The organism is Alteribacillus iranensis (assembly GCF_900113025.1).
GTDB classification, from domain to species: domain Bacteria; phylum Bacillota; class Bacilli; order Bacillales; family Marinococcaceae; genus Alteribacillus_A; species Alteribacillus_A iranensis.
Window position 1 is genome coordinate 104,167 of record NZ_FONT01000001.1, and the last position, 25,576, is coordinate 129,742.

A 25,576-nucleotide genomic window follows, 5' to 3' on the forward strand; every position below is an offset into this window, starting at 1 on the left:
TAAATGAATGAGACTATTGTTTGTTCTGGGTGCGGGACAGAAATTCAAACTGAAAATAAAGAAGGCGCCGGATACACACCACCTTCTGCTTTAAACCGCGAGACTGTCATTTGCCAACGTTGTTTTCGGTTAAAGCATTATAATGAAGTACAAGACGTACCATTGGATAATAAAGACTTTACTAACAAGCTGCATAAGCTGGGGCAAAGAGATGTGTTAGTAGTAAAAGTTGTTGATCTCTTTGATTTTGAAGGCAGTTGGATTCCAGGCTTTCAAAGGTATGTCGGAAATAATGATGTACTTATACTGGCGAATAAAGTAGATCTTCTACCCAAATCAACAAACCATTCGAAATTAAAAAGGTGGATTGCACGAGAAGCAAAAGAACATGGATTACGTACGGAAAGTATTATGTTAATCAGTGCTAGTAAAAATCAGGGGATACAAGAGGCAGCGGCTGCGATTGATAAGATCAGAGACGGTCGAGACGTCTATGTTACTGGTTGTACGAATGTAGGGAAATCGACGTTCATCAATAAAATTATTCAAAATGTCAGTGGCGAAGATCAATCGATTATTACTACCTCACACTTTCCTGGTACTACGCTTGATATGATTAATATTCCTCTTGACGATGGAAGTAATCTTTACGATACGCCAGGAATAATAAATAATAAACAAATAGCACATTTTGTAAGTAAAAAGGAACTGCAGCAGGTAACCCCTGCTAAAGAAATTAAACCGAGGATTTTTCAGTTGAATGAAGGGCAATCATTATTTGTAGGAGCATTAGCGCGCTTTGACTTTAAACAAGGGAGTTCAAATTCCTTTGTTGGATATTTTTCAAATGAATTACCAATCCATCGGACAAAATTAGAAAATGCTGATGAATTATATGAAAAGCATTCTGGTGAGTTATTGTCCCCTCCAGGACCGGAGACCCTGAAGACTATGCCCCCGCTCATTAAACATGAGTTTACAATTAAAAAGCCAAAGACAGATATCGTAATTGCTGGATTAGGGTGGTTATCTGTAACAGAGAGTGGAGCAGAAGTGACTGTTTATCTCCCTAAAGGTGTAGGTGTTTCTATAAGAGAGGCGATTATTTAATGTGGACAAAAAAAGCTGAGAAATTATTTGGACTTATTGGATATCCAACTGGTCACTCTATGTCACCAACTATGCATAATGAACAGTTTCGAGTGAAAGAGCTTCCGTATTATTATCACGCTTTTAACGTACATCCCGACCATTTAAAAGAAGCAGTAGATGGAATGAAAGCTTTAGGTGTGTCGGGCTTCAATGTAACTGTTCCTCATAAAGTAGCTGTTATGGATTACTTAGATAAAATAGATGAAGAAGCAGAGATTATAGGAGCGGTGAATACAGTCGTAAATGAAAACGGACAATGGGTTGGATATAACACAGATGGCCGTGGGTATGTAGATTCTCTGAAACGGGTAATTGGTGACCAGTTAAAAGAGAGCGATATTCTTGTAGTAGGAGCTGGGGGAGCTTCCCGGGCCGTTGTTACTGCATTAGCCTTGTACGGAGTAGCGTCCATAACAATCACGAACCGTACCGTTGCCAAGGCGGAAGAAATTCGCCGCATGCTGCCGGAGAACTATCATATAAATGTGCTTAATAAAACGGATGCTGAATCACAAACGTCTACGTACGATGTAATTGTTAACACGACTTCCGTTGGGATGTACCCCCACGTAAATGAAACTCCTTGGGTATCAGAAGGGCTAAAGAGAGGTTGTCTGTGCAGTGATCTCATTTACAACCCTCTCCAAACGAGATGGCTGGAAGAAGCGGCGGCAAATGGAGCAAACACAATAAATGGAGTAGGCATGTTTGTTGGTCAGGGGGCACTTGCTTTTCAAAAGTGGACAGGGATCGAACCGGATACAGATAGGATGACAGAGGTTGTTGTAGAAGAGTTAGGAGGAAAGAAATCAGATGCTTACCGGTAAACAAAAACGGTATTTGCGTAAAAAAGCTCACCATTTAAAGCCTGTATTTCAAATTGGGAAAGCAGGGGTGAACGATAATTTAATTAAACAGACGTTAGATGCTCTTGAAGCGAGAGAATTGATAAAATTAAACGTGCTTCAAAATTGCGCCGAAGACAAGCATTTCGTTGCAGAGGCAATAGCTGAAGGGGCAAAAGCAGATATAGTGCAAATTATTGGGAGTACTATCATTTTGTACAAAGAATCAACAGAAAATAAGAGAATTGAATTACCGAATTAAAGGGGAGAAAGAATGACGGAGAAAATAGGTCTTATGGGAGGGACATTTGATCCTCCTCATGTCGCCCACTTACTAATCGCACAGGAGACGTTATCCAGTCTTGGTTTGGATGAAATTTGGTTTATTCCCGCCAATATCCCCCCGCATAAGACGAGAAACCATCTCACTACGTCTGAAGATCGTTTGCAGATGACGCAAAGAGCGGTGAATAGCAATACGAAGTTTCATGTGTGTGACATAGAGTTTGATCGGTCAGGCCCTTCTTATACCATCGATACAGTAAAGGAGTTAAAAAGAAGACATCCAGCTGACTACTATTTTATTATCGGTGGAGATATGGCGGAACAGCTCCACACATGGAAGGATATTTCCACATTAAATACATTAGTAACATTTGTTGTTGCAGAACGCCCCGGTTATTATGCTGGAAAATGTGAAATAGAGGGTATAGAACATATAAAGGTGCCCCAGCTTGATATTTCATCCACTCTGATTCGTGAGAGATGCAGGAAAGGTGAAAATATACGGTATTTTGTACCAGAGGATGTTAGGGATTGGATTAGGGAGAGAGAGCTATATGGATATCGACCAAAAAACAGCACTTAAATTAGTAAAACCTCATTTAACAAATAAACGATATATCCATACCGTTGGGGTCATGAACACTGCGGTCAACCTAGCTCATCGGTATGAAGTAAACACCAATAAAGCGAAAATGGCGGCCATCTTTCATGATTATGCCAAGTACCGTTCTGTGGAGGAAATGCGAGAAATTATTCAAAAGAACGGCTGGGATGAAAGGTTCATTCAGTTTAACAATGAGTTATTACATGCTCCTGCTGGTTCCTATCTGGTGGAGAAGGAAATTGGAATTAAAGACAGTGAGATATTATCGGCAATCTTCTGGCATACTACGGGTAAAGCAAATATGGATCCTTTAGAGAAGGTCATTTTTTTAGCAGATTATATCGAACCGAATCGAAATTTCCCGGGAGTCAAGGAAGTTAGAGAACAAGCTGAAGTTGATTTAGACCGGGCCGTATTAATGGCACTTCATAACACTGTTCTTTTTTTGATGAGCAAGGAAGAACCGGTATTCCCAGAGACACTTCATGCTTATAATGACCTGGTTTTGGAAATATCTAAACAAAATAAGAAAGGATGAAAATATAGGATGGAAGAGAAACCCCTGTTAACTTTGGCAGCTCGTGCGGCTGATGAGAAGAAAGCGGAACACCTTATAGCACTTGATATGAGAGGTATCTCTCTTATCGCTGACTTCTTCTTGATTGGACATGGTAATTCTTATAAACAAGTTCAAGCTATTGCCCAGGAAATAAAGAAGAAAGCTCAGGAGGAGGGGTATGAAGTAAAGCGTCTTGAAGGCTATGATGAGGCAAAATGGGTGCTGATCGACTTAGGAGACGTCATCGTCCATGTTTTCCACAAAGACGAACGGCATTATTACAATTTAGAAAAATTATGGGGAGACGCAGGAGTAGTTGAACTAGAAACTGTTTTATCCTATTAGGGGTTCGAAAAAATGATGTATAAAGGGTTTGCAAATGTTTATGACGAATTAATGGCCGATGCCCCCTATTCAAGCTGGCTGACATGGGTAGAGACGACACTTAAAGAAGAACAGCTTCAAGAACCGAAAATACTAGAAGTAGGGTGTGGAACAGGAACCATTTTAGCAAGCTTGTGTGAAAAAGGCTACCAGGCAGAAGGCTTGGATGTGTCGGAAGATATGCTGGCGGTTGCAGATCAAAAGCTGAAAAATAAGGGACTTCAGGCGTTATTGACATGTCAAGATATGCGTTATTTCGACATGGGCAAGCAATTTGACGTAATTATCGTGTTGTGTGACTCATTAAATTATCTCACTTCTATAAATGATATGGAGAAAGCTCTAAAGACGATTTGGGACCACTTGCGTCCAGGTGGGAAACTCCTGTTTGACGTCCATTCTCTTTATTATGTGAATAACGTTTTATCTTACTATTCTGTTGCAGATGCAGCAGAAGATATATCTTATATATGGAATGTATTTCCGACGGATGCCCCGGGAGAAGTGGAGCATGAGTTGTCAATTTTTACTCAACGTCAAGACAGCTTATATATAAGGTATGACGAACTCCATCGTCAGCGGGCTTATTCCATGAATGATTACCGTTCTGTAATAAAAGAATGCGGGTTTTCAATAAAAAGGATAACTGCAGATTTCACCAGTGAAGCACCAGTAGAAACAAGCGAACGTCTTTTTTTCAATGTAGAAAAGATTTTACAAAACCCTTAGGAGAGGGTAAGATAATGATAATCTCTATAAAAAAGACGGAATTAATACCGTCTTTTTGAAGTTGGAAAATATATCATTTTATCGGGTTTTCGAGGTTAAGTCACCGTCGTGGTGTGAGGTCGATTCCTTACATTGTGGGGTGGGCCTGCCCGGCGGTTCTCCAGCGATTGTCGCTTAAAAGACAGGTACTCGGTGAAGGTTGAGCTCTGTCATACACTATATTCTTCCTCTTTCCCTTCCCCTATTATCAAGTTAACTTTTCTCTTCGTGCTGAAGTAATTTAATCATCTCTTGTTTGTCGACAGCAAACTTACGGTGAGTTTGTTGAAATACCTCTTCGAACATCCCTTCACTATACCTTTTTATTACTTTAATTCCTTCTCCTGTAATGCCTCCTGGAACATTTACTTTTTCTCTTAAGCTTCTCAAATCAAAATGACCTTGTTGCAGCAGGTGACCGTACGAAATCATCATTTTTTCAGCAAGCTGCTCTGCTTCTTCTAGTGTAATGGCTGTTTCAGTCACCGCAGCATAGATAAAACGCTCCAACAAGAGACTCATGAAGGCAGGACCACAGCTAACGATGTCGCTAGATGCTCTTAATACGTTATCAGAAACTTCCATAGGATCTGAAAAATGACTAATCCAATGCTTGAATTCTTTTCTCTCCTCTGCTTTCCACCCATTGCCAAACGTTAGTAGTAATGGTCCTTGCATTGTTTTGTTTACAATACTAGGGACAGTTCGTACCACACGTTGAGGCGGTAGTGTCTCTAAGTCCTCGAGAAGCACCGGGCTAGTGATGGTAGCCAAAATTTGTTTTTTTGATAAATGCGTCCTAAACGATTCGAGTAATGATTCATACTGTCCGGGTCGCACACACACAAATATAATATCTGTGTGTAAAAGGAGATCGGATAACTGAGAGGCTGCTGTGATGCGAGGAAATTTCGTTTGAAAATATTCACTGCGTTCTTTCGTTCGGTTATAAATCCATACGTTGCTTTCGTCAGATGCACCACTTTCAATTAGTATCTCTGTCAGCATTCCTCCCATGTTCCCCGTACCGATTACACCTATCTTTTTCACGCATTATCCCTCCTATATTTCCGTTCAAAAATGACTTCCCCATTTACATTATGTTCACCAGTATAAATATATGAGTCACTCTAAAAAGGAGCTGCATATATGAAGATGAAAAAAACAACTATCCTAACCTTGAGTTTTATTTCCATAATGATTGCAGGTACCCTGGTTTTTCTATATTTAGGAGAGAAGCATAAAGATGTGGAGTCTTTATCAGAAGAAGAGGAGTTACTAGAAATCCTGCAGGGGGCAGATGAGGGAAAAAACGACGAGAGCAGGATGGAAGAAAACAAAGAAAAACCAATAAACATAATCATTGATGTGAAAGGGGAAGTAAACCAGCCAGGTGTTTACCGTTTAACAGAAGATAAGCGTGTGATCGATGCTATTGATAAAGCAGGAGGTATGACAGAGAAAGCAAACCCTAACCAAGTGAATTTCGCGGAGAAAATCAGAGATGAAATGGTAATTTATGTCCCTTCCGAGGATGAAGAGATGGAGGCGCCTATCGTGACAGCAGGAGGAGTGACAAACGGGGATGACAAAGTAAGAATTAACTATGCTTCTGAAAATGAGTTGGAAACGTTGCCAGGCATCGGTCCGGCAAAAGCTGAAGCCATTATTTCATACAGAGAAGAAAATGGTTTATTTACAACGGGGGAAGAATTAACCAACGTGTCTGGAATTGGAGAAAAGTCATGGGAAAAACTGAAAGATTTAATTACTGTTGATTGATAAAGAGAAAGTAATTCGATAAAAATAGTTCCCAATACGACGATGTTTTGATAATCTTAAAGAGAGGTTAAATCGAAAGGGGAAATGGACAGTGTCAGAAAAAAACTGGAAGCTTGAAACAAAAGCGGTTCATGCGGGACAAGAGATTGATCCTTCAACTCAGGCGAGAGCCGTACCAATATATCAAACGACGTCTTACGGATTTAAAGATACCGACCATGCCGCAGGATTATTCTCTCTTGCGGAAGAAGGAAATATTTATTCAAGAATTATGAACCCAACCCAAAGTGTTTTTGAAGCTCGCATGACTGAGCTTGAAGGTGGAGTTGGTGCGCTAGCCACAGCCAGCGGAAGTTCTGCCATTCACTTGGGTATCCTCAATATTTGTGAAGCAGGGGATGAAATTGTAGCTTCAAGTGGTTTATACGGCGGCACCTACAATATGTTTGTACATACCCTTCCTAAGATGGGGATTAAGGTACATCTCGTAGAAGGGAATACTCCGGAAGCTTTTGAAGAAAAAATAACTGAAAAAACGAAATTAGTGTATGGTGAGATGATTGGTAACCCTAACGGCGAAGTTCTTGATATTGAAAAAATCGCTGAAGTTGCTCATCGAAACGGTGTACCATTAATGGTAGACGCGACGGTAGTTACTCCTGCACTTTGTCGCCCGATTGAACACGGAGCAGACATCGTTGTGCATTCTGCGACGAAGTTTATTGGCGGTCACGGAACTTCTATGGGTGGAATACTGATTGACTCTGGTAAATTTGATTGGACGAACGGCAAGTTTCCTTCCATGACAGAGCCGGATCCTAGTTATCACGGACTTGTCTATACAGAAGCCTTAGGAGAACTCGCTTATATTATGAAAGCAAGAGTTCAGTTAATGAGAGACTTGGGGCCAACCATTGCTCCTTTGAACACATTTTTACTTCTGCAAGGCTTAGAAACATTGCATTTACGTATGGAGCGTCATTGTGATAATGCATTACAAGTGGCGAAGTACCTTGAAGAACATCCGAAAGTGGAATGGGTTAATTACCCTGGTTTGAGTTCCCATCAAAGTTTCGAAAAGGCAGAGAAATACCTACCAAACGGAAAAGGGGCTATATTGACATTTGGTATTAAGGGTGGCATTGAAGAAGGGAAGAAGTTCATTAATGCATTAGAACTTCACTCTCATTTAGCAAATATTGGGGATGCCAAATCTCTAGTTATTCACCCGGCAAGCACCACTCACCAGCAACTGAGCGAAGAGGATCAGAAAGCAGCCGGTGTAAATCCTGAGCTTGTTCGTCTATCTGTTGGTATTGAACATGTGGATGATATCATTGCAGACATTGATCAGGCGTTGGAAAAAAGTCAACAATAATAACTATAAAAACAGCGGGCCCGCCCGCTGTTTTTCATAAAGGTTAATTTCTAAAAAATTGAAAACGAGTACTGAGGGAGCGATAAGTGCTTCTCTCGCCGATAGCGAAGCTCTTTCTGAGTGTTCAAACAACAAAGGTTGCGAGTACAGATTTCATAAAAAGAATCTGACTTTAGGCTGTTTTCACGCTTCTCAGCCTCAATCCATATAAGAGGAGGCGTATAAAAAATAATATTTTCTGTTTCAAAGAAGAATATGAGTATCTTCCTTCTACTATCAGCCATTTCAGGAATTAGTGTTTCAGTGGCGGAGAATCTGGCACAGGTTTTAATGTTTTTAACATTTATATGGATTGCTTTACTTTTCTCTAAGAAATGGCGGTTTATCACAATTTGTTTCTTGTGCTTTTGTATTTTCTTTTTCCGTACAGAATGGGAGGAAAAGCGGCAAGCTTCTGAATTAACGGGCGAAGAGACAAAGATACAAGGTTACATTGATGACGGTCCCTCTCGCGATGGAGATGTAGTTCACATGCAGTTAACTCTGCCTTCGTCTGAAAAAGTGCCAGTCACCATGTACCTTAAAGAAGCTTCAGAAGTAGCGGATGTCCCTCTATTGAAACCTGGTCTTTACTGCTCCATTGCCGGCACACTCAAACAGCCTTCAGCGGCTAGGAATTTCCATGCTTTTGATTATGCAACATACCTGAAGAGAAACAAGTCTTATTGGCTCTTTGAAGTCCAATCGATGAGAGATATTTCATGTGTTTCTCCAACCCCTTCTCCCCTCACGCTTACAAAGCTCATCCGTTTCTATGGTCTCCAACATATCGACAAACATTTTCCTAACGAACTAAAAGGAATTGCCGCTGCTTTAATATTTGGGGAACGGGAATTTCTTCACCCTGATACAGAAAATGCTTACCAAAGATTAGGTCTTATTCATCTGTTAGCAGTTTCTGGATTGCATGTTGGGTTAGTAACTGGGCTGATTTTCTTTGTGTTTATCCGTTTTGGAGTAACAAGAGAAACGTCGGAGACTATTCTTCTACTGTTCCTTCCTTTTTATATAATTATTGCAGGAGGAGCTCCTTCTGTAATAAGAGCGTCATCTGCACTGGGAATATATCTATTATTAAGGAAATGGAGAGTGAATATTTGCCCCTTCCAACTTTTACTATTCCTTGCTTTATTTTTATTGTTTGTTTCTCCTTTCTATTTATTTCACGTAGGTTTCCAACTTTCCTTTGTAGTAAGCGGTAGTTTACTTTTATCCTTTAGAATCCTAGGGAAATTACCTTCCATTCTGACCACCATAAGCGTAACTATTATTGCCCAAGTCTCAGCGCTGCCAATACTGCTTTTTCATTTTTATGAAATATCGGGGCTGAGCTTGTTGCTAAACTTCTTTTTTATCCCCATTATTGCTGGTATCATACTACCTTCCATCTTTGTGCTATATTTTATATCATTTCTCCCCTCTTCTGTTTTCTTACTGCTGTCGACCCCTTTCCATATACTCGTATTAAAAATTCATGAGTGCTTACACGCTATAGAGAAATGGGGATTTTTTTATTACAATCCGGGTAAACCAGGGCCTGTCTATATTGGGATCTTAAGTATTGTGTTATGCAGTGGTATGTATTACGTAGATAAATATGGATATAGAAAGATAATATGGGGTTTAGCGTGTATTATTTTCTTGCTGCTCTTTCCCATGGTCCAGCCGCATCTTAACCAAAAAGGATATGTGACATTCATAGATGTAGGACAAGGAGATAGCATTTTAATTGAATTTCCTTACCGAAAAGCCGTGTATTTAATTGATGGGGGAGGGGCTCTATCTTTTCCGAAAGAAGAATGGGCAAAAAGAAGAAAGAACTACGATCCCGGGGAGCGCGCTGTCATACCACTTCTGAGAGCTAAAGGAATCAGCACCATCGATAAGTTGATTGTAAGCCATGGGGATATAGATCATTTCGGAGGTTTGTACCAAGTGATAGAAGAGTTACATGTAAAAGAAGTGATATATGGAAAAGGGGACACCTTCAAAGAAAGTGAATTAGATTTTTTGATGAAGGCACATCAACAAAATATACCAATTGACTGGGTAGAGCAAGGAGATTACTGGGAGCAGGAAGGGATGACTTTCCACGTGTTATGGCCGGTAGGAAATGAGGAGCCTGGAAATCATCGGTCGGTCGTGCTATGGGCCGAAATAGGTGGGACCGGCTGGTTATTTATGGGTGATTTAGAAAAAGAAGGAGAAGGCGATATAGTCCAACAATACAAAGGGTTGCGTGCTGACTTTTTAAAAGCAGGTCATCACGGCAGTAATACATCCTCTACAAAAGAGTTATTGCAGCGTATAAAACCAAAAGCAGCATTCATTTCCGCAGGAAAATGTAATCAATTTGGACATCCGCACGAGGAAACATTGGACCGGCTTGAGGAAGAGGAGGTGACGATTTATCGAACTGATTTACAAGGGGCTATTGAAGTCACGTTCTTAAAAAATGAAATATTGCGTATACAGAAAGCGCTAGAAAATGGCGATAAAAAGGACTGTGAATAGCATGGAGTAGGATAACATGCTAAAAACCTTGCAGCTTAAGCTGCAAGGTTTTTATTATGTAAGATGTAGGAAAAACAAAGGCTTTCGCCTGGAACTTGACGAAAAGCCAAGTTTTCCTTAGAAGTGGAGAATATAGTAAGTTGGTGGTTCGAATCCACCGGTAGGCACTATTAACCGGATGGACGCGACAAGCCTCCTTATCAGGTTGTCAGACATGGTCACTGATTGACGGGCACCTGCTCTTTTGCATATGCCCGTTTAGGAAAAGCTTCCGGCCACGTCCACAATTGTTGCTACTAAGAATATAAGAGTAAAAAATACAAATGAAGCGACAAACGCCACTACGGCATCATTAAAGTCATTACGCTTACATTGGACGTCTTTTTCAAATTGGTTCACAACCATTCCCTCCTTGCTGAATGCAATCCATTATTAGTATAAGACAAGCCATGTTAAAAATCCACTTTGTTTCGTAATTGTTCGCCAACAATTTATAACTTTTTTGTATTCTGAAACAGGAACAGGGAGCGTTCTGACAGTACTGTAAAGAGTTGTCACCTATAACGGCCGCTGTCATAGGATATCCTAAAAGAGAAAACAAATACCGTTGATGAGAGGGGTTCCTAGGCCGTTTCATCAACGTTTATCATAAATGGAAAGCACCCCGTACGGAAGAGTGCTTTCCTTTTCTCTATTGAAAAAAATAATGACGGAGGATAGGATGATAAAGACAGGATTAGATCAAACATATTGGAGTTGCATGCAAATGAACTACTTACAACTATCCAACGAATTAAAAAAGAAAAAGCTACACTCTTTGTATCTACTGTATGGAAATGAAGGTTTTTTCATAAAAGATGTTGTTGATCGGATCGTGGATCTGGCTCTCCCGACAGAAGAGCATGACTTCAATTATTCGATATATGACATGAAGGAGACGCCTGTGGACGCTGCTGTGGAAGAAGCAGAAACATTACCGTTTTTTGGAGAAAAACGAGTTATCCTTTTAAAAAACAGTTATTTTCTGACAGGAAGTAAACGAAAAGAAGACGTGGAACATGATGTAACCAAGTTGGAAAAATACGCAGAGCAGCCACTTTCGCAAACAATCTTGATTGTTACGGTAAATAATGAAAAGCTGGATGAACGAAAAAAAGTAGTAAAAAAACTAAAAAAGCAAGCGGTTGTCATGGAAGCTTCCCCATTCAAGGAAGAGAATATGAAAGAGTGGCTGGATGATTTTATTAAAGAAACCGACGTAAACATCACTCAAAACGCAAAATCCAGGTTCATTCAACTAGCAGGTCGGGATATGAACAATCTCGTCTCAGAAAGTCAAAAACTTGCCTTGTTTGCGGCGGGAGGGAAAGAGGTAAATGAAGACGTCGTAGACACCATGATCGCTCGTACGTTAGAAGACAATATATTTGACCTCGTCGATCACGTAGTGAACCGTAGAAGAGAAAAGGCATTCCGTGTTTACTTTGATTTATTAAAGCAAAACGAAGAGCCCATTAAAATACTTAACTTGCTTGCTCGTCAGTTCCGCATCATTTTACATGTCCTTCGGTTAAAACAAAAAGGGTATTCACGTCAAAAAATGGCTTCGAAATTAAAGCTTCATCCGTATGCTGTGAAAATTGCGGAAGGACAGTCTGCTCATTTTAACGAAAGGACATTGGCGGGAATATTATCCGATTTAGCTGATGCTGATTATGCGATAAAAACAGGAAAAATAGATAAGTCTCTTTGTTTAGAGCTAAATATCAGCAAATTAGTGAAATGACTTCCAATCAAAGCACACAGGAAGAGATCGCTATTGTATGCTTCCCGCGAAAGACGCCGTCTAACGCTCATCTCTACTCATCTTTTCCACAACCACAACAACAACCTTTCAAAGTTATAAGTTTTACGGAATTTTGTTCCCAAGAGATTTAAAAAAACAATCTTTGTACAAAATTAAAAACGACTCTTATATAGAGTCGTTTCCTTCATTATTGAGCTATTTCATTTAAACGCTCATGCATTCTAGATTTTTCACGAGCTGCTGAGTTTTTATGGATGATATTTTTTCCAGCTGCTTTATCTAATTTCTTTTCAGCAAGAACAAGTAGTTCTTTCGCTCCAGCTTGGTCATTGCTGTCCGCTTTTTTATAAAATTCTTTTACTGCAGAACGCATAGCTGATTTAAAAGCTTGTTGCTTCACACGCTTTGTTTCATTTGTGAGTACACGCTTTTTCGCTGATTTTATATTCGCCATACCTGTCACCTCCTTAAGAGTTCATACCAGTTCACACTAATATCAACACAAGAGGATTCTATCAAAAAACAAAGGGCTTCGCAAGATAAGAATAAAACAACTCACATTCCTAATAATAGGAGCAGGTAAAGTAACTAATCATGAAAGGCAGGTGCAGGCAATGGATGAACAACAGGACCTTGAGTTGTATAAGGTGCGAACCGACCTGGCAATCGAAGAAAAAGAACTGATGGATGAGAAGGAAATCAAGGAAAAAAACAACAAACAAACCGACAATGGGATCATTATAAAGGAGAAAGAAGAGAACGGAATTAAAATTACGAAAGTAAAAATAAATAAAACAGGGGCCGGACAAACGGGGAAAAAACCAGGAAATTATATAACGTTTGAAGTGCAAGGAATTAGGAAACAAGATACGGAACTTCAAAAAGAAGTGAAACGAGTATTTGCTAATGAGTTTTCATCCTATATCGAACAGGCTGGTATAAAACATGATGCATCTTGTCTCATCACCGGGCTGGGAAATTGGAATATTACTCCTGATGCACTCGGCCCGATGGTTGTGGAAAAAATATTAGTTACGAGGCACTTATTTAAAGAAGCTCCAGAACATGTAGACGAGGGGTTTCGGTCAGTTAGTGCTTTTGCTCCCGGGGTAATGGGGATGACCGGAGTGGAAACGAGCGACACAATCAGCGCAGTGATAGAAAAGACACAGCCAGACTTCGTGATAGCAATTGACGCTCTCGCTTCCCGGTCTATCGAGAGAGTGAACACGACCATACAAATTTCCGATACTGGCATACATCCCGGGTCTGGAATCGGGAATAAGAGAAAAGAGCTAAGTAAAGAGACGTTAGGAATACCCGTCTTTGCTATAGGAATTCCTACAGTAGTAGATGCCGTTTCTATTACGAGTGATACTATCGATTTTATATTAAAACATTTAGGGAAAGAAATGAACAATACAGATGCCAGGAGAGCATTGGCACCGGCAGGGCTGGTTTTCGGTGAAAAAACTCGTTTGACGGACGAGGATTTACCAGGTGAGCAGGAACGTGAAGCTCTTCTAGGAATGGTTGGCGGTTTACAGGAACAAGAAAAAAGACAGTTAATCAAAGAAGTTTTAGCTCCTATGGGACATAATTTAATGGTGACCCCAAAAGAAGTAGATGTGTTTATGCAAGATATGGCGAATGTGATAGCAGAAGGTTTAAATGCAGCCTTACATGAGAGTATTACACAAGAAGATTCGGGCAGTTATACAAAATAAAAACGCCCCATTCCTCTTTGCAGGATGTTGAGAAACTCGGCTTATGTTGCCGGGTTTTTTCATTTCCCCGTTCTAATCTATTAGATTCTTCTCATAGATTGAGAATGAGGGGGATTCGTTATGAAGAAAAATAACAAGAATCAATGGAGTGACAGATATCGTACAAGCTTTAGTAGGTTTGGTTTGGCGCTGCTTGCAGGATCCTTATTTCTTATGTTTATTATTACAATAATTACCACAATAGAGCAGGATAAGTATTTTTCTTCTCGTTATTTACATACGTGGAGTTCACATGTTCAAAAAGAGTTGTTGGGGGCTTTTTTTTCATATGAAAATCGACACTTTTTAGCAGGAGAAGGGTTAGAAAAACCAAATGTGTCAAGCATGGTTTTTGAATTCATGACCAATCTGAATGTGGAAGATCCGAGAACGTTACTGAGAAATGAATTGCCGGGTTTTGCTGCATTTGATGGCCGGATCGTAGTGGCAGGGGATGGGACGGACTTCACGACGATGCCAGTAGAGTCAGCTCCTCCGCTAGAAATCCTTCTAGAAAAGAGGGAAGCTACTACGAACAGACTGGAACTCCTTGAGGATCAAAAGGAAAAAGCGGTATCCGGCGAACCTGTCGTACACATTGTTCATTCACATAGTCGTGAATCTTACTTGCCGGAACTAGAAGACGGTACAAACGTGGCGTTTCACCCAGATGTCAACGTCACATTAGTAGGGGAAAGATTAGGGAAAAAACTGGAAGAGAAAGGAATCGCTACGAAAGTAGATAAAACAGATATTGAAAAAAAATTGCATGAATCGGGAAAAGATTTTTCTGATTCGTATGATATCTCGAGAGAAGTAGTTCAAACCGCTATGTCTGAAAACGACAAACTTGAATTGTTTTTTGATCTTCATCGAGACTCTCAACCCCGCGATGTTACAACTGTAACTATAAATGATGAAAAACTTGCAAGAACCATGTTCGTGATCGGTGAAAATCACGCAAGCTATGAACAAAATTTAGCGATGGCCACAGCATTAAACAACAAGCTGGACGAGCAATACCCAGGTCTTAGCAGAGGGATTATCACAAAAGGAGGAACTCGATCTAACGGTCGCTACAATCAAGATTTATCAGAACAATCAGTGCTGATTGAGATGGGGGGGAAGGACAATACCCTTGATGAAGTGTATAAAACGGCAGATATTATGGCAGAAGTCATCAGTGAATATTATATGGAAAGACAGGCAGAACCGGTAGGAGGTGAGGGAGACAAATGAAAATGCTCCTTAGCTTGTTAACAGTGTCGGTTATTTTTCTGAGCGGCCTCATCACAGGTTATCATTATGCTCAAAGCCATTGGTATTCAGCACCTGACGTCCAAGTTGATGAACCACAACCTAAAAAAGATAAGGACAAGAAAAACACTAGTAGTGCAACGTTATCCGAGGATTTGCTGCAAAGGCAAACTCAAATGCAAGAAGAAGGAAATGAAAATATTTTTTCAACGATTGGAGAAGCTTTAGATGTCTTTAAACCAAAATTAAATGAATGAATAGGCCCGGGTAATATAGACAAAAGGTAGCAGTGAAAATATTCAATAAATAACTCGAGAAGCTGTTAAGTCAAGTTGACATAAGGGAAATATTGAAGATCACACTTACCATTGATATAATGAAAGATAGTTTTTTGAGCGGGAAAATCGTTGCAGTCACGTAGCTGCAACGATTTATTACGTTATACTAGGGAGAGAGTTCAAACGAAAATGCTTAGAAACCCTGATTGTTATACAGTTAGTACTGTTTCAGTACATATATTGGCAGGAGGATTACACATATGAACAATAAAGAAAGACTTGAAAGACAGCGTAGAATTAGGAATTTCTCTATTGTTGCCCACATTGATCACGGGAAATCCACTCTAGCTGACCGCCTTCTTGAAGCCACTAGTGCTTTAACGCAACGGGAAATGAAAGACCAAATGTTAGATGCTATGGATCTTGAGCGTGAACGCGGTATCACTATAAAACTTAACTCCGTTCAGATCAAACATCAACACAAAGATGGAGAAGAATATATCTTTCATTTAATCGATACGCCTGGACACGTCGACTTTTCTTATGAAGTTTCCAGAAGTTTGGCAGCATGTGAAGGAGCGCTGTTAATAGTAGACGCTGCTCAAGGAATTGAAGCGCAAACGCTTGCTAACGTTTATCTGGCTTTGGATAATGACTTAGAAATCATTCCAGTGGTAAACAAAATAGATCTACCAAGCGCAGACCCAGAGAGAGCTAAACAAGAGGTTGAAGATGTCATTGGGCTAGATACGTCAGACGCGGTTCTCGCATCGGCGAAAAACGGGATCGGGATCGATGAGATTCTAAATCAAATTGTTGAAAAGATCCCTGCACCAAATGGTGACCCAGAAGCACCGCTGCAAGCTTTGATTTTTGACTCTCTGTATGATACCTACCGAGGTGTAGTTGCTTATATTCGAGTGAAAGAAGGAACAGTTAAGCCAGGACAGAAGATTCGAATGATGGCAACAGGAAAGGAATTCGAAGTATCAGAAGTAGGCATTTTTACCCCTAATCCTGTGTCTTGCGATGAATTAACAGTAGGAGATGTAGGTTTCTTAACTGCTTCCATAAAAACAGTTGGTGATACACGTGTAGGTGATACAATTACTCACGCTAATAATCCTGCTCCGGAACCGCTGCCTGGCTATAAGAAAATGAATCCGATGGTGTTTTGTGGTTTATATCCAGTAGATTCTAATGATTACAATGGATTAAGAGATGCGTTAGAACGACTTGAATTGAATGACAGTTCCCTGCAATACGAACCAGAAACATCTCAAGCCCTTGGTTTTGGCTTTCGCTGCGGGTTTCTTGGACTGCTCCATATGGAAATTCTTCAAGAACGGATTGAAAGAGAGTATGGGATTGAATTGATAACGACAGCTCCAAGTGTTATCTACAATGTATACCTTACTGACGGGGAAGTATTAGAGATTGATAATCCATCACATATGCCTGACCAACAAAAAATCGAAACGGTTGAAGAACCATTTGTCAAAGCAACAGTGATGGTTCCAAACGATTTTGTAGGTGCAGTGATGGAGCTTTGCCAGAAAAAGCGTGGTGAATTCATTGACATGCAGTATATGGACGAAAATCGTGTCAATATTATTTATGATCTACCGCTAACAGAAATTGTGTATGACTTTTTTGATCAATTGAAATCAAACACAAAAGGGTATGCTTCTTTTGATTATGAATTCATGGGCTTTAAAGAGTCCAAACTCGTAAAAATGGATATTTTACTAAATGGAGAAAAAGTAGATGCTCTTTCAGTGATTGTTCACCGTGATGCTGCATATGAAAGAGGAAAAGCAATCGTAGAAAAGTTAAAGGAACTCATACCAAGACAACAATTTGAGGTCCCTGTTCAAGCTAGTATCGGCCAAAAAATTATCGCACGTTCTAACATTAAAGCAATGAGAAAGAATGTATTGTCAAAATGTTACGGTGGTGACATTTCAAGAAAGCGTAAATTACTGGAGAAACAAAAGGAAGGTAAGCGCCGCATGAAAAGTGTCGGAAAAGTTGACGTTCCACAAGAAGCCTTTATGTCCGTTCTTCGCATGGATGATAATTAAGTAGGCATGAAATGAAAGAAGGGTAAAGATGACAGCAAGAGCGGTATATGTCCATATTCCTTTTTGTACACACATCTGCTATTATTGCGACTTTAATAAGTTTTTTATAAAAGATCAGCCGGTGGATGAATATATAGATATGTTAAATAAAGAAGTAGATGAAGCTTTTAAGGGAGACGAAGATAACCATTCGTCGCTCCATTCTATCTACATAGGTGGAGGCACACCGACAGCCTTAACGACTGCTCAATTACGACGAGTAATAAAAAATGTTACTCGTCATGTACCGGACGTAGAAAAGAACGGTTTCGAATTTACGGTAGAAGTAAATCCTGGGGAAGCAGATGTTGAAAAGCTACAAGCTATGAGGGAGCTAGGAGTGAACCGCCTGAGTATTGGTGTACAAAGCTTTGATGATCATTTACTGAAAAAAATCGGGAGAGCTCACACAGCGGGAGAAGCGGAACGAACCATTGCTTTAGCAAAACAAGCAGGATTTACCAATATTTCCATTGACCTTATGTTTGGACTTCCTGACCAAACCATTCAGTTATGGGAACAGTCCATCGACAAAGCAGTAGCTCTTGACGTGACTCACGTTTCGGCATACTCTCTTAAAATTGAAAAGAAGACAATGTTTTATAATTGGTACCAGCGTGGCCAACTCAATTTGTTATCAGAAGATACGGAAGCCGAGATGTATGATCTATTGATGAGCAAATTGGAAAAAGCAGGTTTTTCAGCTTATGAGATTAGTAATTTTGCTAGGAATGGCTATGAGAGTAAACATAACAAGACCTATTGGAAAAATGAAGAGTACTATGGATTTGGTGCGGGAGCTCATGGATATCTTCAAAGTGTCCGTTATGCGAATGTCGGTCCTCTTCCTCATTATATAGATATCTTAAAAAAGCAGACTCATGCGAGGAAAGATTCTCATACAGTAACGAGTCAAGAGCAAATGGAAGAAGAAATGTTTATGGGTCTCCGTATGAGAGAAGGGGTATCAGACCGAGTGTTCAAGAGCAAATACGGGTTATCTTATATGGAAGTCTTCGGTGAAGCGGTAGAAGAGCTTACGGAGAATGGACTTTTAGAAAAAAACAAAGAGATCATTTATTTAACTGACAAGGGGCGCTTATTAGGGAATGAAGTGTTTGAGAAATTTATTATGGTATAAGTCCCTGATATTAAGCAAAAAGGAAGAACTTATTATGACGTAAAGCGCCTTCTTTATGCCTTTTCTCAGGGTTTGGCAGTGTCTCTTATTTATTGACAAATTTTCTGCTGTTTGATAACTTTACAGTAGATTTAGCACTCGCATTCAAGGAGTGCTAACAGGGGTGATGTTGGATGCTTACTGAGCGTCAGCTATTTATATTACAAGCAATCATAGATGGGTATATACAGTCGGCAGAGCCAGTAGGTTCGCGCAGTATATCAAAGCGTCAAGATGTGAATTATAGCCCGGCTACAATACGGAACGATATGGCAGATTTAGAAGAAATGGGTTACTTGGAAAAACCCCACAGTTCTTCAGGAAGAATTCCATCTGAGAAAGGGTATCGTCATTATGTCGACCATCTCCTTCTACCTCACCGTCTATCTAGTAAAGAAATTGAAAACATGAAGTCTTTATTTGCTAAGGACTTTTTGCAGGTAGAGGAAGTTGTGAAGCAATCGGCAACTATTTTATCCGAGTTGACTAGCTATGCTTCTATCGTCCTTGGTCCGGAGATATTTGAATCCAAATTAAAGCAAGTTCAAATTATCCCACTTAATAACCAGACAGCTGTCGCCATTCTTGTAACGAATACAGGTCATGTTGAAAATCAGACCGTTTCGCTTCCGGACACTTTAGATGGTAGTGATTTGGAAAAGATAACCAACATCCTGAATGATAAGTTGAAAAACGTCCCTCTATATCAAGTGCAAAAGAAGATGGAAGAAGAAGTAGGTGCTTTATTAAAACGCCATATAAAAAGCTATAAGGACGCGATGTTTTTTACAGAGGAAACTCTCCAAAAGAGCAGCCAGGAGAAAGTTTTTTATGGTGGAAAGACAAACCTCCTATTTCAGCCGGAGTTTCGAGATATAGAGAAAGTGAGAACCATATTTACGCTCCTGGAAGAGGATGATACTGTTCAGGAATTGTTGAAGCCTGAACATGACGGATTGACTATCCGTATTGGTCAAGAAAACGACAATGTAGCGTTCGAGAATTGCACCATTATATCAGCTGCCTATTCTTTTAATGGAAGGCCAGTAGGAACAGTCGGTATTGTTGGGCCTACTAGAATGGAGTATCCTCGTGTTATTGGGATTATTGACCATTTATCAAAAGGGTTATCAAACGCGTTAACAAACTTGTATAAAAAAGGCTCATAGTGATATTATGTAACATTGGAAAGCAGACGGGAGGTGAAAGGGATGAACGATGAAAACAAAAATACAGAAGAAGTAACCCAAGAAGAGTCATTCCCCGATGAAGAGCAGGAGACAGTGGCAAATGAAAGTGCGGCTGATCAAGCTACAGATGAAGAAGAGGTTATGGATGTAATCCCGGAAGATATTAAAAAGTTAAAACAAGAAGCAGAAGAATGGAAAAATCGTACTTTGCGTGTTCAAGCTGATTTAGAGAATGTAAGAAGGCGAAACCGGGAAGAAAGAGAGAGAGATGCAAAATACAGAGCCCAAGATTTAGTGCAATCTCTTCTCCCTGTTGTAGACAACTTTGAACGTGCTTTACAAGTAGAAACGGAAAGTGAAGAGGCAGCTTCTTTATTGGAAGGGGTTAACATGGTTTATTCTCAGTTTTTAGACGCTCTTCAATCCGAAGGGGTAGAAGTTATAAAGACGGAGGGAGAACCTTTCGACCCTCATCTACATCAAGCAGTGATGCAAGTAGAAGAAGATGGATACGAATCCAACCAAATTGTAGAAGAGCTGCAAAAAGGGTACATGCTTAAGGATAAAGTAATTAGACCAGCTATGGTGAAGGTAAACGCATAGTTACATAAGACGAAAAGAGGAGGCTGACAAGATAATGAGCAGAGTGATTGGTATAGACCTTGGAACAACAAATTCATGTGTTGCGGTAATGGAAGGTGGAGAAGCGGAAGTTATCCCTAATCCGGAAGGTAACCGTACGACTCCATCTGTAGTGGCTTTTAAAGATGGTGAACGTCAAGTTGGTGAAGTAGCGAAGCGCCAAGCAATCACAAACCCTAACACCATTCAATCGATTAAAAGACACATGGGCACAGATTATAAGGTAGAGGCGGAAGGGAAAGAATATACTCCGCAAGAAATTTCCGCTATCATTCTACAGAAGCTTAAAAGTGATGCAGAGAGTTATCTAGGAGAAACGGTTACAAAAGCAGTTATCACAGTGCCGGCATATTTTAACGACTCCCAGCGCCAAGCTACAAAAGATGCAGGGAAAATTGCTGGTTTGGAAGTTGAACGTATTGTCAATGAGCCTACTGCCGCTGCTTTGGCTTATGGTTTGGAAAAAGAAGATGATCAAACCATCCTTGTGTATGACCTTGGTGGAGGTACCTTTGACGTATCTATCCTTGAACTTGGAGATGGCTTCTTTGAAGTAAAATCCACTTCTGGGGATAACAAACTTGGCGGAGATGACTTTGACCAAGTAATCATTGATCATCTCGTTCAAGAATTCAAAAAAGAGAACGGTATCGACCTGTCTCAAGATAAAATGGCTTTACAACGTTTGAAAGATGCGGCTGAGAAAGCTAAAAAAGACCTTTCCGGTGTGACACAGGCTCAAATTTCGCTCCCGTTTATCACAGCCGACTCCACGGGTCCGAAGCATTTGGAGCTTACATTAACACGCGCGAAATTTGAAGAAATCTCCGCTCATTTAGTGGAGAAAACGATGCAGCCAACCCGGCAAGCTTTGAAGGATGCAGGATTGAATGCTTCTGAGATTGACAAAGTCATCTTGGTTGGTGGTTCCACACGTATACCGGCTGTACAGGAAGAAATTAAAAAGCTTACCGGCAAAGACCCTCATAAAGGTGTAAACCCGGATGAGGTAGTGGCATTAGGTGCAGCGGTTCAAGCAGGTGTCCTTTCCGGGGATGTAAAAGACGTTGTATTGTTAGACGTTACCCCATTATCTCTTGGTATTGAAACAATGGGTGGAGTAGCGACTAAGCTTATCGAGCGAAACACAACAATACCAACAAGCAAATCGCAAGTATTCTCTACTGCCGCGGATAATCAGCCGTCTGTAGATATACACGTGCTGCAAGGCGAGAGGGAAATGGCTGCGGATAACAAAACACTTGGACGTTTCCAATTAACCGATATTCCGCCAGCTCCTCGTGGCGTGCCTCAAATCGAAGTAACATTCGACATTGATGCAAACGGGATTGTTAACGTGCGTGCTAAAGATTTAGGTACGAATAAAGAACAATCCATTACTATTACGTCTTCTTCTGGTCTTTCAGATGAGGAAGTAGATCGCATGGTAAAAGAAGCAGAAGAGCATGCTGAGGAAGACCAAAAGCGTAAAGAAGAAGTAGAGATAAGAAACGAAGCAGATCAACTTGTATTTACAACAGAAAAGACACTAAGCGATTTAGGTGACAACGTCGACCAGTCTGAGAAAGACAAAGCAGAGCAGGCAAAGGATAAAGTGAAGGAAGCTCTTGAAGGTGAAGATATAGAAGCAATTAAAACAGCAAAAGATGAACTTCAGGAAATTGTACAGCAATTATCCACAAAGCTGTATGAACAGGCTGCTCAACAAGCTCAGCAAGACGGAGGTGCCCAAGAAGGCGCAGATAATGCTGGAGATGATGTTGTTGATGCAGATTATGAAGAAGTAGATGATGAAAAAAAAGATAACTAATAGGTAAAATTGTTGTGTTGTCTTACACCCTGAAATTCAGTTACTGACAGTCATGTTGGCATCTGCCTTCAAAACTGAATGATAGGCAATCGAATAGATACAGACAAATAAAGGCTGTCCCAGAACGAAGATAATGCTTTGCTTCATTCCGGGGACAGCCTTAATTTTGGTTTACATCCGGGGAAGGCTGGATTTTTACGATATAACTGTCCGGGTTGACTGCTGTTTATAAAAGTCTTGCATGAGAGTTATGGTTGAATCAGTTTTTTATTAAATGGTATCATTATCGTTATGGATCAGGGAACGGGAGTGAGGAAATCATGAGTAAACGAGATTATTACGAGACATTAGGTGTAGACAAAGACTCATCTACTGATGAAATAAAAAAAGCTTACAGAAAACTAGCTCGAAAATATCACCCGGATGTAAACAAAGCGGACGATGCAGAGGAGAAATTTAAGGAAGTCAAAGAGGCGTATGACGTACTTAGCGACCCTCAGAAAAAATCAAACTACGACAGGTTTGGGCATGCAGATCCTAATCAAGGGTTTGGCGGCGCTGGAGCTGGGGCTGACTTTGGGGGCTTCAGTGATATTTTCGATATGTTTTTCGGCGGAGGAGGGCGCAGAGATCCAAACGCCCCACGACAAGGAGCCGACTTACAATACACCATGACTCTTTCCTTTAAGGAAGCAGCCTTTGGGAAGGAGACAGAGATAGAGATCCCACGTGAAGAAAATTGTGATACTTGCAGCGGTTCAGGCGCAAAACCAGGAACGAGTCCAGAAACTTGTACTACTTGCGGTGGTTCAGGGCAATTAAATATAGAGCAGAATACACCTTTTGGACGGGTTGTGAACCGGAGAGTTTGTGACCGTTGTCAAGGTTCGGGGCAAATTATAAAAGACAAATGCCGTACTTGCGGCGGTGACGGAAAAATCCAGAAAAACAAAAAAATTAGTATCAGAGTTCCGGAAGGTGTCGATCATGGACAAAGGATTCGTGTTGCCGGTCAAGGGGAACCTGGTGTTAATGGAGGCCCAAACGGAGATTTATACGTAGTATTTAGTGTGAGACCTCATGAATTTTTCGAGCGTGATGGGGATGATGTATTCTGTGAAATGCCTATTACATTTGTTCAAGCTGCATTAGGGGACGAGATTGAAGTTCCTACATTACGAGGTAAAGTTAAATTAAAAGTTCCTGCCGGTACACAAACGGGGACTAGTTTCCGTTTGCGCGGAAAAGGAATCGCAAATGTCCACGGCCGAGGACAGGGAGATCAGCATATTGTAGTTCGTATTATCACCCCTAAAAAACTCGATGAACGACAAAAAGAATTACTGCGTGAGTTTGCGGCTACCAGTGGAGACGATCAAGTGGATGAGCAGCATCATAATTTTTTTGACAAAGTGAAACGCGCATTTAAAGGAGAGTAAATTCTCTAATAACATCATAGGGCTGGTGGAGAAGCAGTGGATTGGATCGAGTTCAGTATTCACACAACACAAGAAGCGACGGAGCCTATTTCAAACATTCTTCATGAGGCAGGAGCGAGCGGGGTAGCGATTGTAGATTCCAGTGATTTGGAGAAAGATTGGGAAGTAACCGCGGATCAAATCTTTGCATTATCTCCTCAAGATTATCCAGAGGATGGAGTGGTGATCAATGCCTACTTTCCAATAGAATCATTTGGTGAGAAAGCAGCTGAAAACATCACAAAAAAAATAAGCGACTTACGACTTTATCATATCAATCTTGGCCGTAATTACGTGACGCTAAAGGAAGTACACGAAGAGGATTGGGCAGATTCCTGGAAGAAATATTACAAGCCAGTTCAGGTAACGAAAACATTAACCATCTCTCCTAGTTGGGAAGATTATCAACCAAAACCAGGCGAAAAAGTCATTGAGTTAGACCCGGGAATGGCGTTTGGAACGGGAACCCATCCAACGACTGTTTTGTGTCTCACCATGTTAGAAGAGAGAATCCATGGTGGTGAAGCAGTAATCGACGTAGGCACTGGCTCAGGGATCCTCTCGATAGCTTCGGCAAAATTTGGGGCGGAACAGATTCTCGCTTTAGATGTCGACGATAAAGCGGTGCAAGTAGCTGAGGAAAATATCGATTTAAATAATGAGTCAAATAGAATACACGTAAGAAAGAATAATTTGCTTGATTATACGGAAGAAAAAGCAGATATTATTGTAGCAAACATTTTAGCTGAAATTATACTGGATATGATCAATGAAGCATACCAAGTATTACATTCTAATGGAATTTTTATCACTTCCGGCATTATCAGCCGTAAGAGAGAAGAGGTAGAAACAGCGTTGTTGCAAGCTGGCTTCGAAATAGTTGAAGTAAAAGAAATGGACGATTGGGTATCGATAGCCGCTAAAAAGTAAAGGAATGAGGCCGTGATGCAAAGATATTTCCTCGATCCTGAGCAGTTTACTAGTGCTGAGGTCTATCTAGAAGGAGAAGAGGCTAAGCATATTAGCAAAGTGATGAGAATGGAGGAAGGGGACCAAATTATTTGTCTGGATAACAAAGGGAGACAAGCGTTATGTGTCATCACTGAGGTAGCACAAGGGTTAGTAAAGGCGAACATAAAAAAAGAGCTCGATCATCATCCAGAGCTGCCAATAAAAGTAACTATAGCACAAGCGCTCATTAAGGGTGATAAACTTGATTATGTTATCCAAAAAGGGACGGAGTTTGGCGCTTCTTCATTTACTCTCTACGCTGCTGAACGATCTGTGGTAAAATGGGACAGGGGAAAAAGCCGAAAAAAGTTAGACAGGCTGAAAAAAATTGCAAAAGAGGCAGCAGAACAATCAGAACGTCTCTTTATTCCTGAAATCAATTATTGCACTAGCTTAGAGCAGCTGATAGCTGATCATGATTCTGGGCCTGTAATAGCGCTTCACGAAGATACGGCGAGAAGTGGAAAACATAAAGGGCTTCGTGAATTGTTTAACAGTCATTTGCGTTCACTCTTTGTCCTCGTTGGACCGGAAGGAGGATTCAGCGAGAAGGAAGCGAACTGGATGCACGACTATCAAGTGAACATGGTCAGTTTAGGCCCAAGGATATTACGTAGTGAATCAGCTGCTTTATATTTGTTGGCTGCCCTATCCTATCAATATGAACTATCGAGGTGAATGC

At 40.5% G+C, this 25,576-nt stretch carries 25 protein-coding genes; 22 read left to right on the forward strand and 3 right to left on the reverse strand.

Translation table 11 applies throughout. The annotated features are described in order from the left end of the window. Nucleotides 1-3: 3 nt before the first annotated feature. From yqeH to BM095_RS00580, 7 genes are read left to right on the forward strand one after another with little or no spacing between them, the layout of a single operon-like run. Nucleotides 4-1,110: a ribosome biogenesis GTPase YqeH gene (yqeH, locus tag BM095_RS00550; RefSeq protein WP_091656079.1), complete on the forward strand. Its 1,107-nt coding sequence runs from the start codon at nt 4-6 to the stop codon at nt 1,108-1,110. Beyond that, nucleotides 1,110-1,979, forward strand: coding sequence for a shikimate dehydrogenase (gene aroE, locus BM095_RS00555; RefSeq protein ID WP_091656081.1), 870 nt, complete (start codon nt 1,110-1,112; stop codon nt 1,977-1,979). The genes yqeH and aroE overlap by 1 nt, the downstream gene beginning before the upstream one ends. Continuing rightward, nucleotides 1,966-2,259 carry a ribosome assembly RNA-binding protein YhbY gene (gene yhbY / locus BM095_RS00560; RefSeq protein ID WP_091656082.1) on the forward strand — a complete coding sequence of 98 codons (294 nt, stop codon included), beginning with the start codon at nt 1,966-1,968 and terminating at the stop codon, nt 2,257-2,259. Before aroE ends, yhbY begins: the two co-directional genes overlap by 14 nt. Before the next feature lie 12 nt (nt 2,260-2,271). Next, nucleotides 2,272-2,865: a nicotinate-nucleotide adenylyltransferase gene (locus BM095_RS00565; RefSeq protein ID WP_091656084.1), complete on the forward strand. Its 594-nt coding sequence runs from the start codon at nt 2,272-2,274 to the stop codon at nt 2,863-2,865. Beyond that, nucleotides 2,843-3,424: a bis(5'-nucleosyl)-tetraphosphatase (symmetrical) YqeK gene (yqeK, locus tag BM095_RS00570; protein WP_091657784.1), complete on the forward strand. Its 582-nt coding sequence runs from the start codon at nt 2,843-2,845 to the stop codon at nt 3,422-3,424. Before BM095_RS00565 ends, yqeK begins: the two co-directional genes overlap by 23 nt. A 9-nt stretch (nt 3,425-3,433) precedes the next feature. Beyond that, on the forward strand, nt 3,434-3,790 hold the full coding sequence (gene rsfS, locus BM095_RS00575) for a ribosome silencing factor (RefSeq protein WP_091656085.1): 357 nt from the start codon (nt 3,434-3,436) through the stop codon (nt 3,788-3,790). A gap of 12 nt (nt 3,791-3,802) precedes the next feature. Beyond that, a complete protein-coding gene (locus BM095_RS00580; RefSeq protein ID WP_091656087.1) occupies nt 3,803-4,558 on the forward strand; it encodes a class I SAM-dependent DNA methyltransferase in 756 nt (251 codons plus the stop codon). 252 nt (nt 4,559-4,810) lie between these two features. Here BM095_RS00580 and comER read toward each other — a convergent pair whose 3' ends face one another. After that, complete coding sequence (gene comER, locus BM095_RS00585; protein WP_091656088.1) at nt 4,811-5,647, reverse strand: late competence protein ComER; 837 nt, start codon at nt 5,645-5,647, stop codon at nt 4,811-4,813. Nucleotides 5,648-5,746: 99 nt separating this feature from the next. Between comER and BM095_RS00590 the strand changes: the two genes are divergently transcribed. The 3 genes from BM095_RS00590 (at nt 5,747) to BM095_RS00600 (ending at nt 10,331) form a co-directional block, all read left to right on the forward strand. Next, entirely contained in the window at nt 5,747-6,379 is a 633-nt protein-coding gene (locus tag BM095_RS00590; protein WP_091656090.1) for a helix-hairpin-helix domain-containing protein, read from the forward strand. Nucleotides 6,380-6,470: 91 nt separating this feature from the next. Further along, nucleotides 6,471-7,757 carry a homocysteine synthase gene (locus BM095_RS00595; RefSeq protein ID WP_091656092.1) on the forward strand — a complete coding sequence of 429 codons (1,287 nt, stop codon included), beginning with the start codon at nt 6,471-6,473 and terminating at the stop codon, nt 7,755-7,757. 303 nt (nt 7,758-8,060) lie between these two features. Continuing rightward, nucleotides 8,061-10,331, forward strand: coding sequence for a DNA internalization-related competence protein ComEC/Rec2 (locus BM095_RS00600; RefSeq protein WP_177194634.1), 2,271 nt, complete (start codon nt 8,061-8,063; stop codon nt 10,329-10,331). 258 nt (nt 10,332-10,589) lie between these two features. Here the strand turns inward: BM095_RS00600 and BM095_RS00605 are convergent, their stop codons facing one another. Next, nucleotides 10,590-10,736 (reverse strand): YqzM family protein, encoded by a 147-nt coding sequence (locus BM095_RS00605; protein ID WP_407639113.1) that lies wholly within the window; start codon nt 10,734-10,736, stop codon nt 10,590-10,592. Between the two features lie 316 nt (nt 10,737-11,052). Between BM095_RS00605 and holA the strand changes: the two genes are divergently transcribed. After that, on the forward strand, nt 11,053-12,117 hold the full coding sequence (gene holA / locus BM095_RS00610) for a DNA polymerase III subunit delta (RefSeq protein WP_177194635.1): 1,065 nt from the start codon (nt 11,053-11,055) through the stop codon (nt 12,115-12,117). Nucleotides 12,118-12,325: 208 nt separating this feature from the next. Here the strand turns inward: holA and rpsT are convergent, their stop codons facing one another. Beyond that, complete coding sequence (rpsT, locus tag BM095_RS00615) at nt 12,326-12,592, reverse strand: 30S ribosomal protein S20 (protein WP_091656099.1); 267 nt, start codon at nt 12,590-12,592, stop codon at nt 12,326-12,328. Nucleotides 12,593-12,752: 160 nt separating this feature from the next. Here rpsT and gpr point away from each other — a divergent pair, with 160 nt between their 5' ends. The 11 genes from gpr (at nt 12,753) to BM095_RS00670 (ending at nt 25,572) form a co-directional block, all read left to right on the forward strand. Beyond that, a complete protein-coding gene (gene gpr, locus BM095_RS00620; RefSeq protein WP_091656101.1) occupies nt 12,753-13,865 on the forward strand; it encodes a GPR endopeptidase in 1,113 nt (370 codons plus the stop codon). A 120-nt stretch (nt 13,866-13,985) separates the two neighbouring features. Continuing rightward, on the forward strand, nt 13,986-15,143 hold the full coding sequence (gene spoIIP, locus BM095_RS00625; RefSeq protein WP_091656103.1) for a stage II sporulation protein P: 1,158 nt from the start codon (nt 13,986-13,988) through the stop codon (nt 15,141-15,143). Then, nucleotides 15,140-15,418: a hypothetical protein gene (locus tag BM095_RS00630; RefSeq protein WP_091656105.1), complete on the forward strand. Its 279-nt coding sequence runs from the start codon at nt 15,140-15,142 to the stop codon at nt 15,416-15,418. The genes spoIIP and BM095_RS00630 overlap by 4 nt, the downstream gene beginning before the upstream one ends. 281 nt (nt 15,419-15,699) lie before the next feature. Then, entirely contained in the window at nt 15,700-17,523 is a 1,824-nt protein-coding gene (lepA, locus tag BM095_RS00635) for a translation elongation factor 4 (RefSeq protein WP_091656106.1), read from the forward strand. 28 nt (nt 17,524-17,551) lie between these two features. Further along, entirely contained in the window at nt 17,552-18,703 is a 1,152-nt protein-coding gene (hemW, locus tag BM095_RS00640) for a radical SAM family heme chaperone HemW (protein ID WP_091656108.1), read from the forward strand. A 173-nt stretch (nt 18,704-18,876) separates the two neighbouring features. Then, the gene (gene hrcA, locus BM095_RS00645) at nt 18,877-19,911 is read left to right on the forward strand and encodes a heat-inducible transcriptional repressor HrcA (protein ID WP_091656110.1); all 1,035 of its coding nucleotides are present in this window, start codon (nt 18,877-18,879) and stop codon (nt 19,909-19,911) included. A gap of 42 nt (nt 19,912-19,953) precedes the next feature. Then, complete coding sequence (gene grpE / locus BM095_RS00650) at nt 19,954-20,535, forward strand: nucleotide exchange factor GrpE (RefSeq protein ID WP_091656111.1); 582 nt, start codon at nt 19,954-19,956, stop codon at nt 20,533-20,535. A gap of 34 nt (nt 20,536-20,569) precedes the next feature. Continuing rightward, the gene (dnaK, locus tag BM095_RS00655; protein ID WP_091656114.1) at nt 20,570-22,405 is read left to right on the forward strand and encodes a molecular chaperone DnaK; all 1,836 of its coding nucleotides are present in this window, start codon (nt 20,570-20,572) and stop codon (nt 22,403-22,405) included. 320 nt (nt 22,406-22,725) lie between these two features. Then, the gene (gene dnaJ / locus BM095_RS00660) at nt 22,726-23,844 is read left to right on the forward strand and encodes a molecular chaperone DnaJ (RefSeq protein WP_091657785.1); all 1,119 of its coding nucleotides are present in this window, start codon (nt 22,726-22,728) and stop codon (nt 23,842-23,844) included. A gap of 36 nt (nt 23,845-23,880) precedes the next feature. Beyond that, nucleotides 23,881-24,813: a 50S ribosomal protein L11 methyltransferase gene (gene prmA / locus BM095_RS00665; protein ID WP_091656116.1), complete on the forward strand. Its 933-nt coding sequence runs from the start codon at nt 23,881-23,883 to the stop codon at nt 24,811-24,813. Between the two features lie 15 nt (nt 24,814-24,828). Further along, on the forward strand, nt 24,829-25,572 hold the full coding sequence (locus BM095_RS00670; protein WP_091656118.1) for an RsmE family RNA methyltransferase: 744 nt from the start codon (nt 24,829-24,831) through the stop codon (nt 25,570-25,572). The last annotated feature ends 4 nt before the right edge of the window (nt 25,573-25,576 follow it).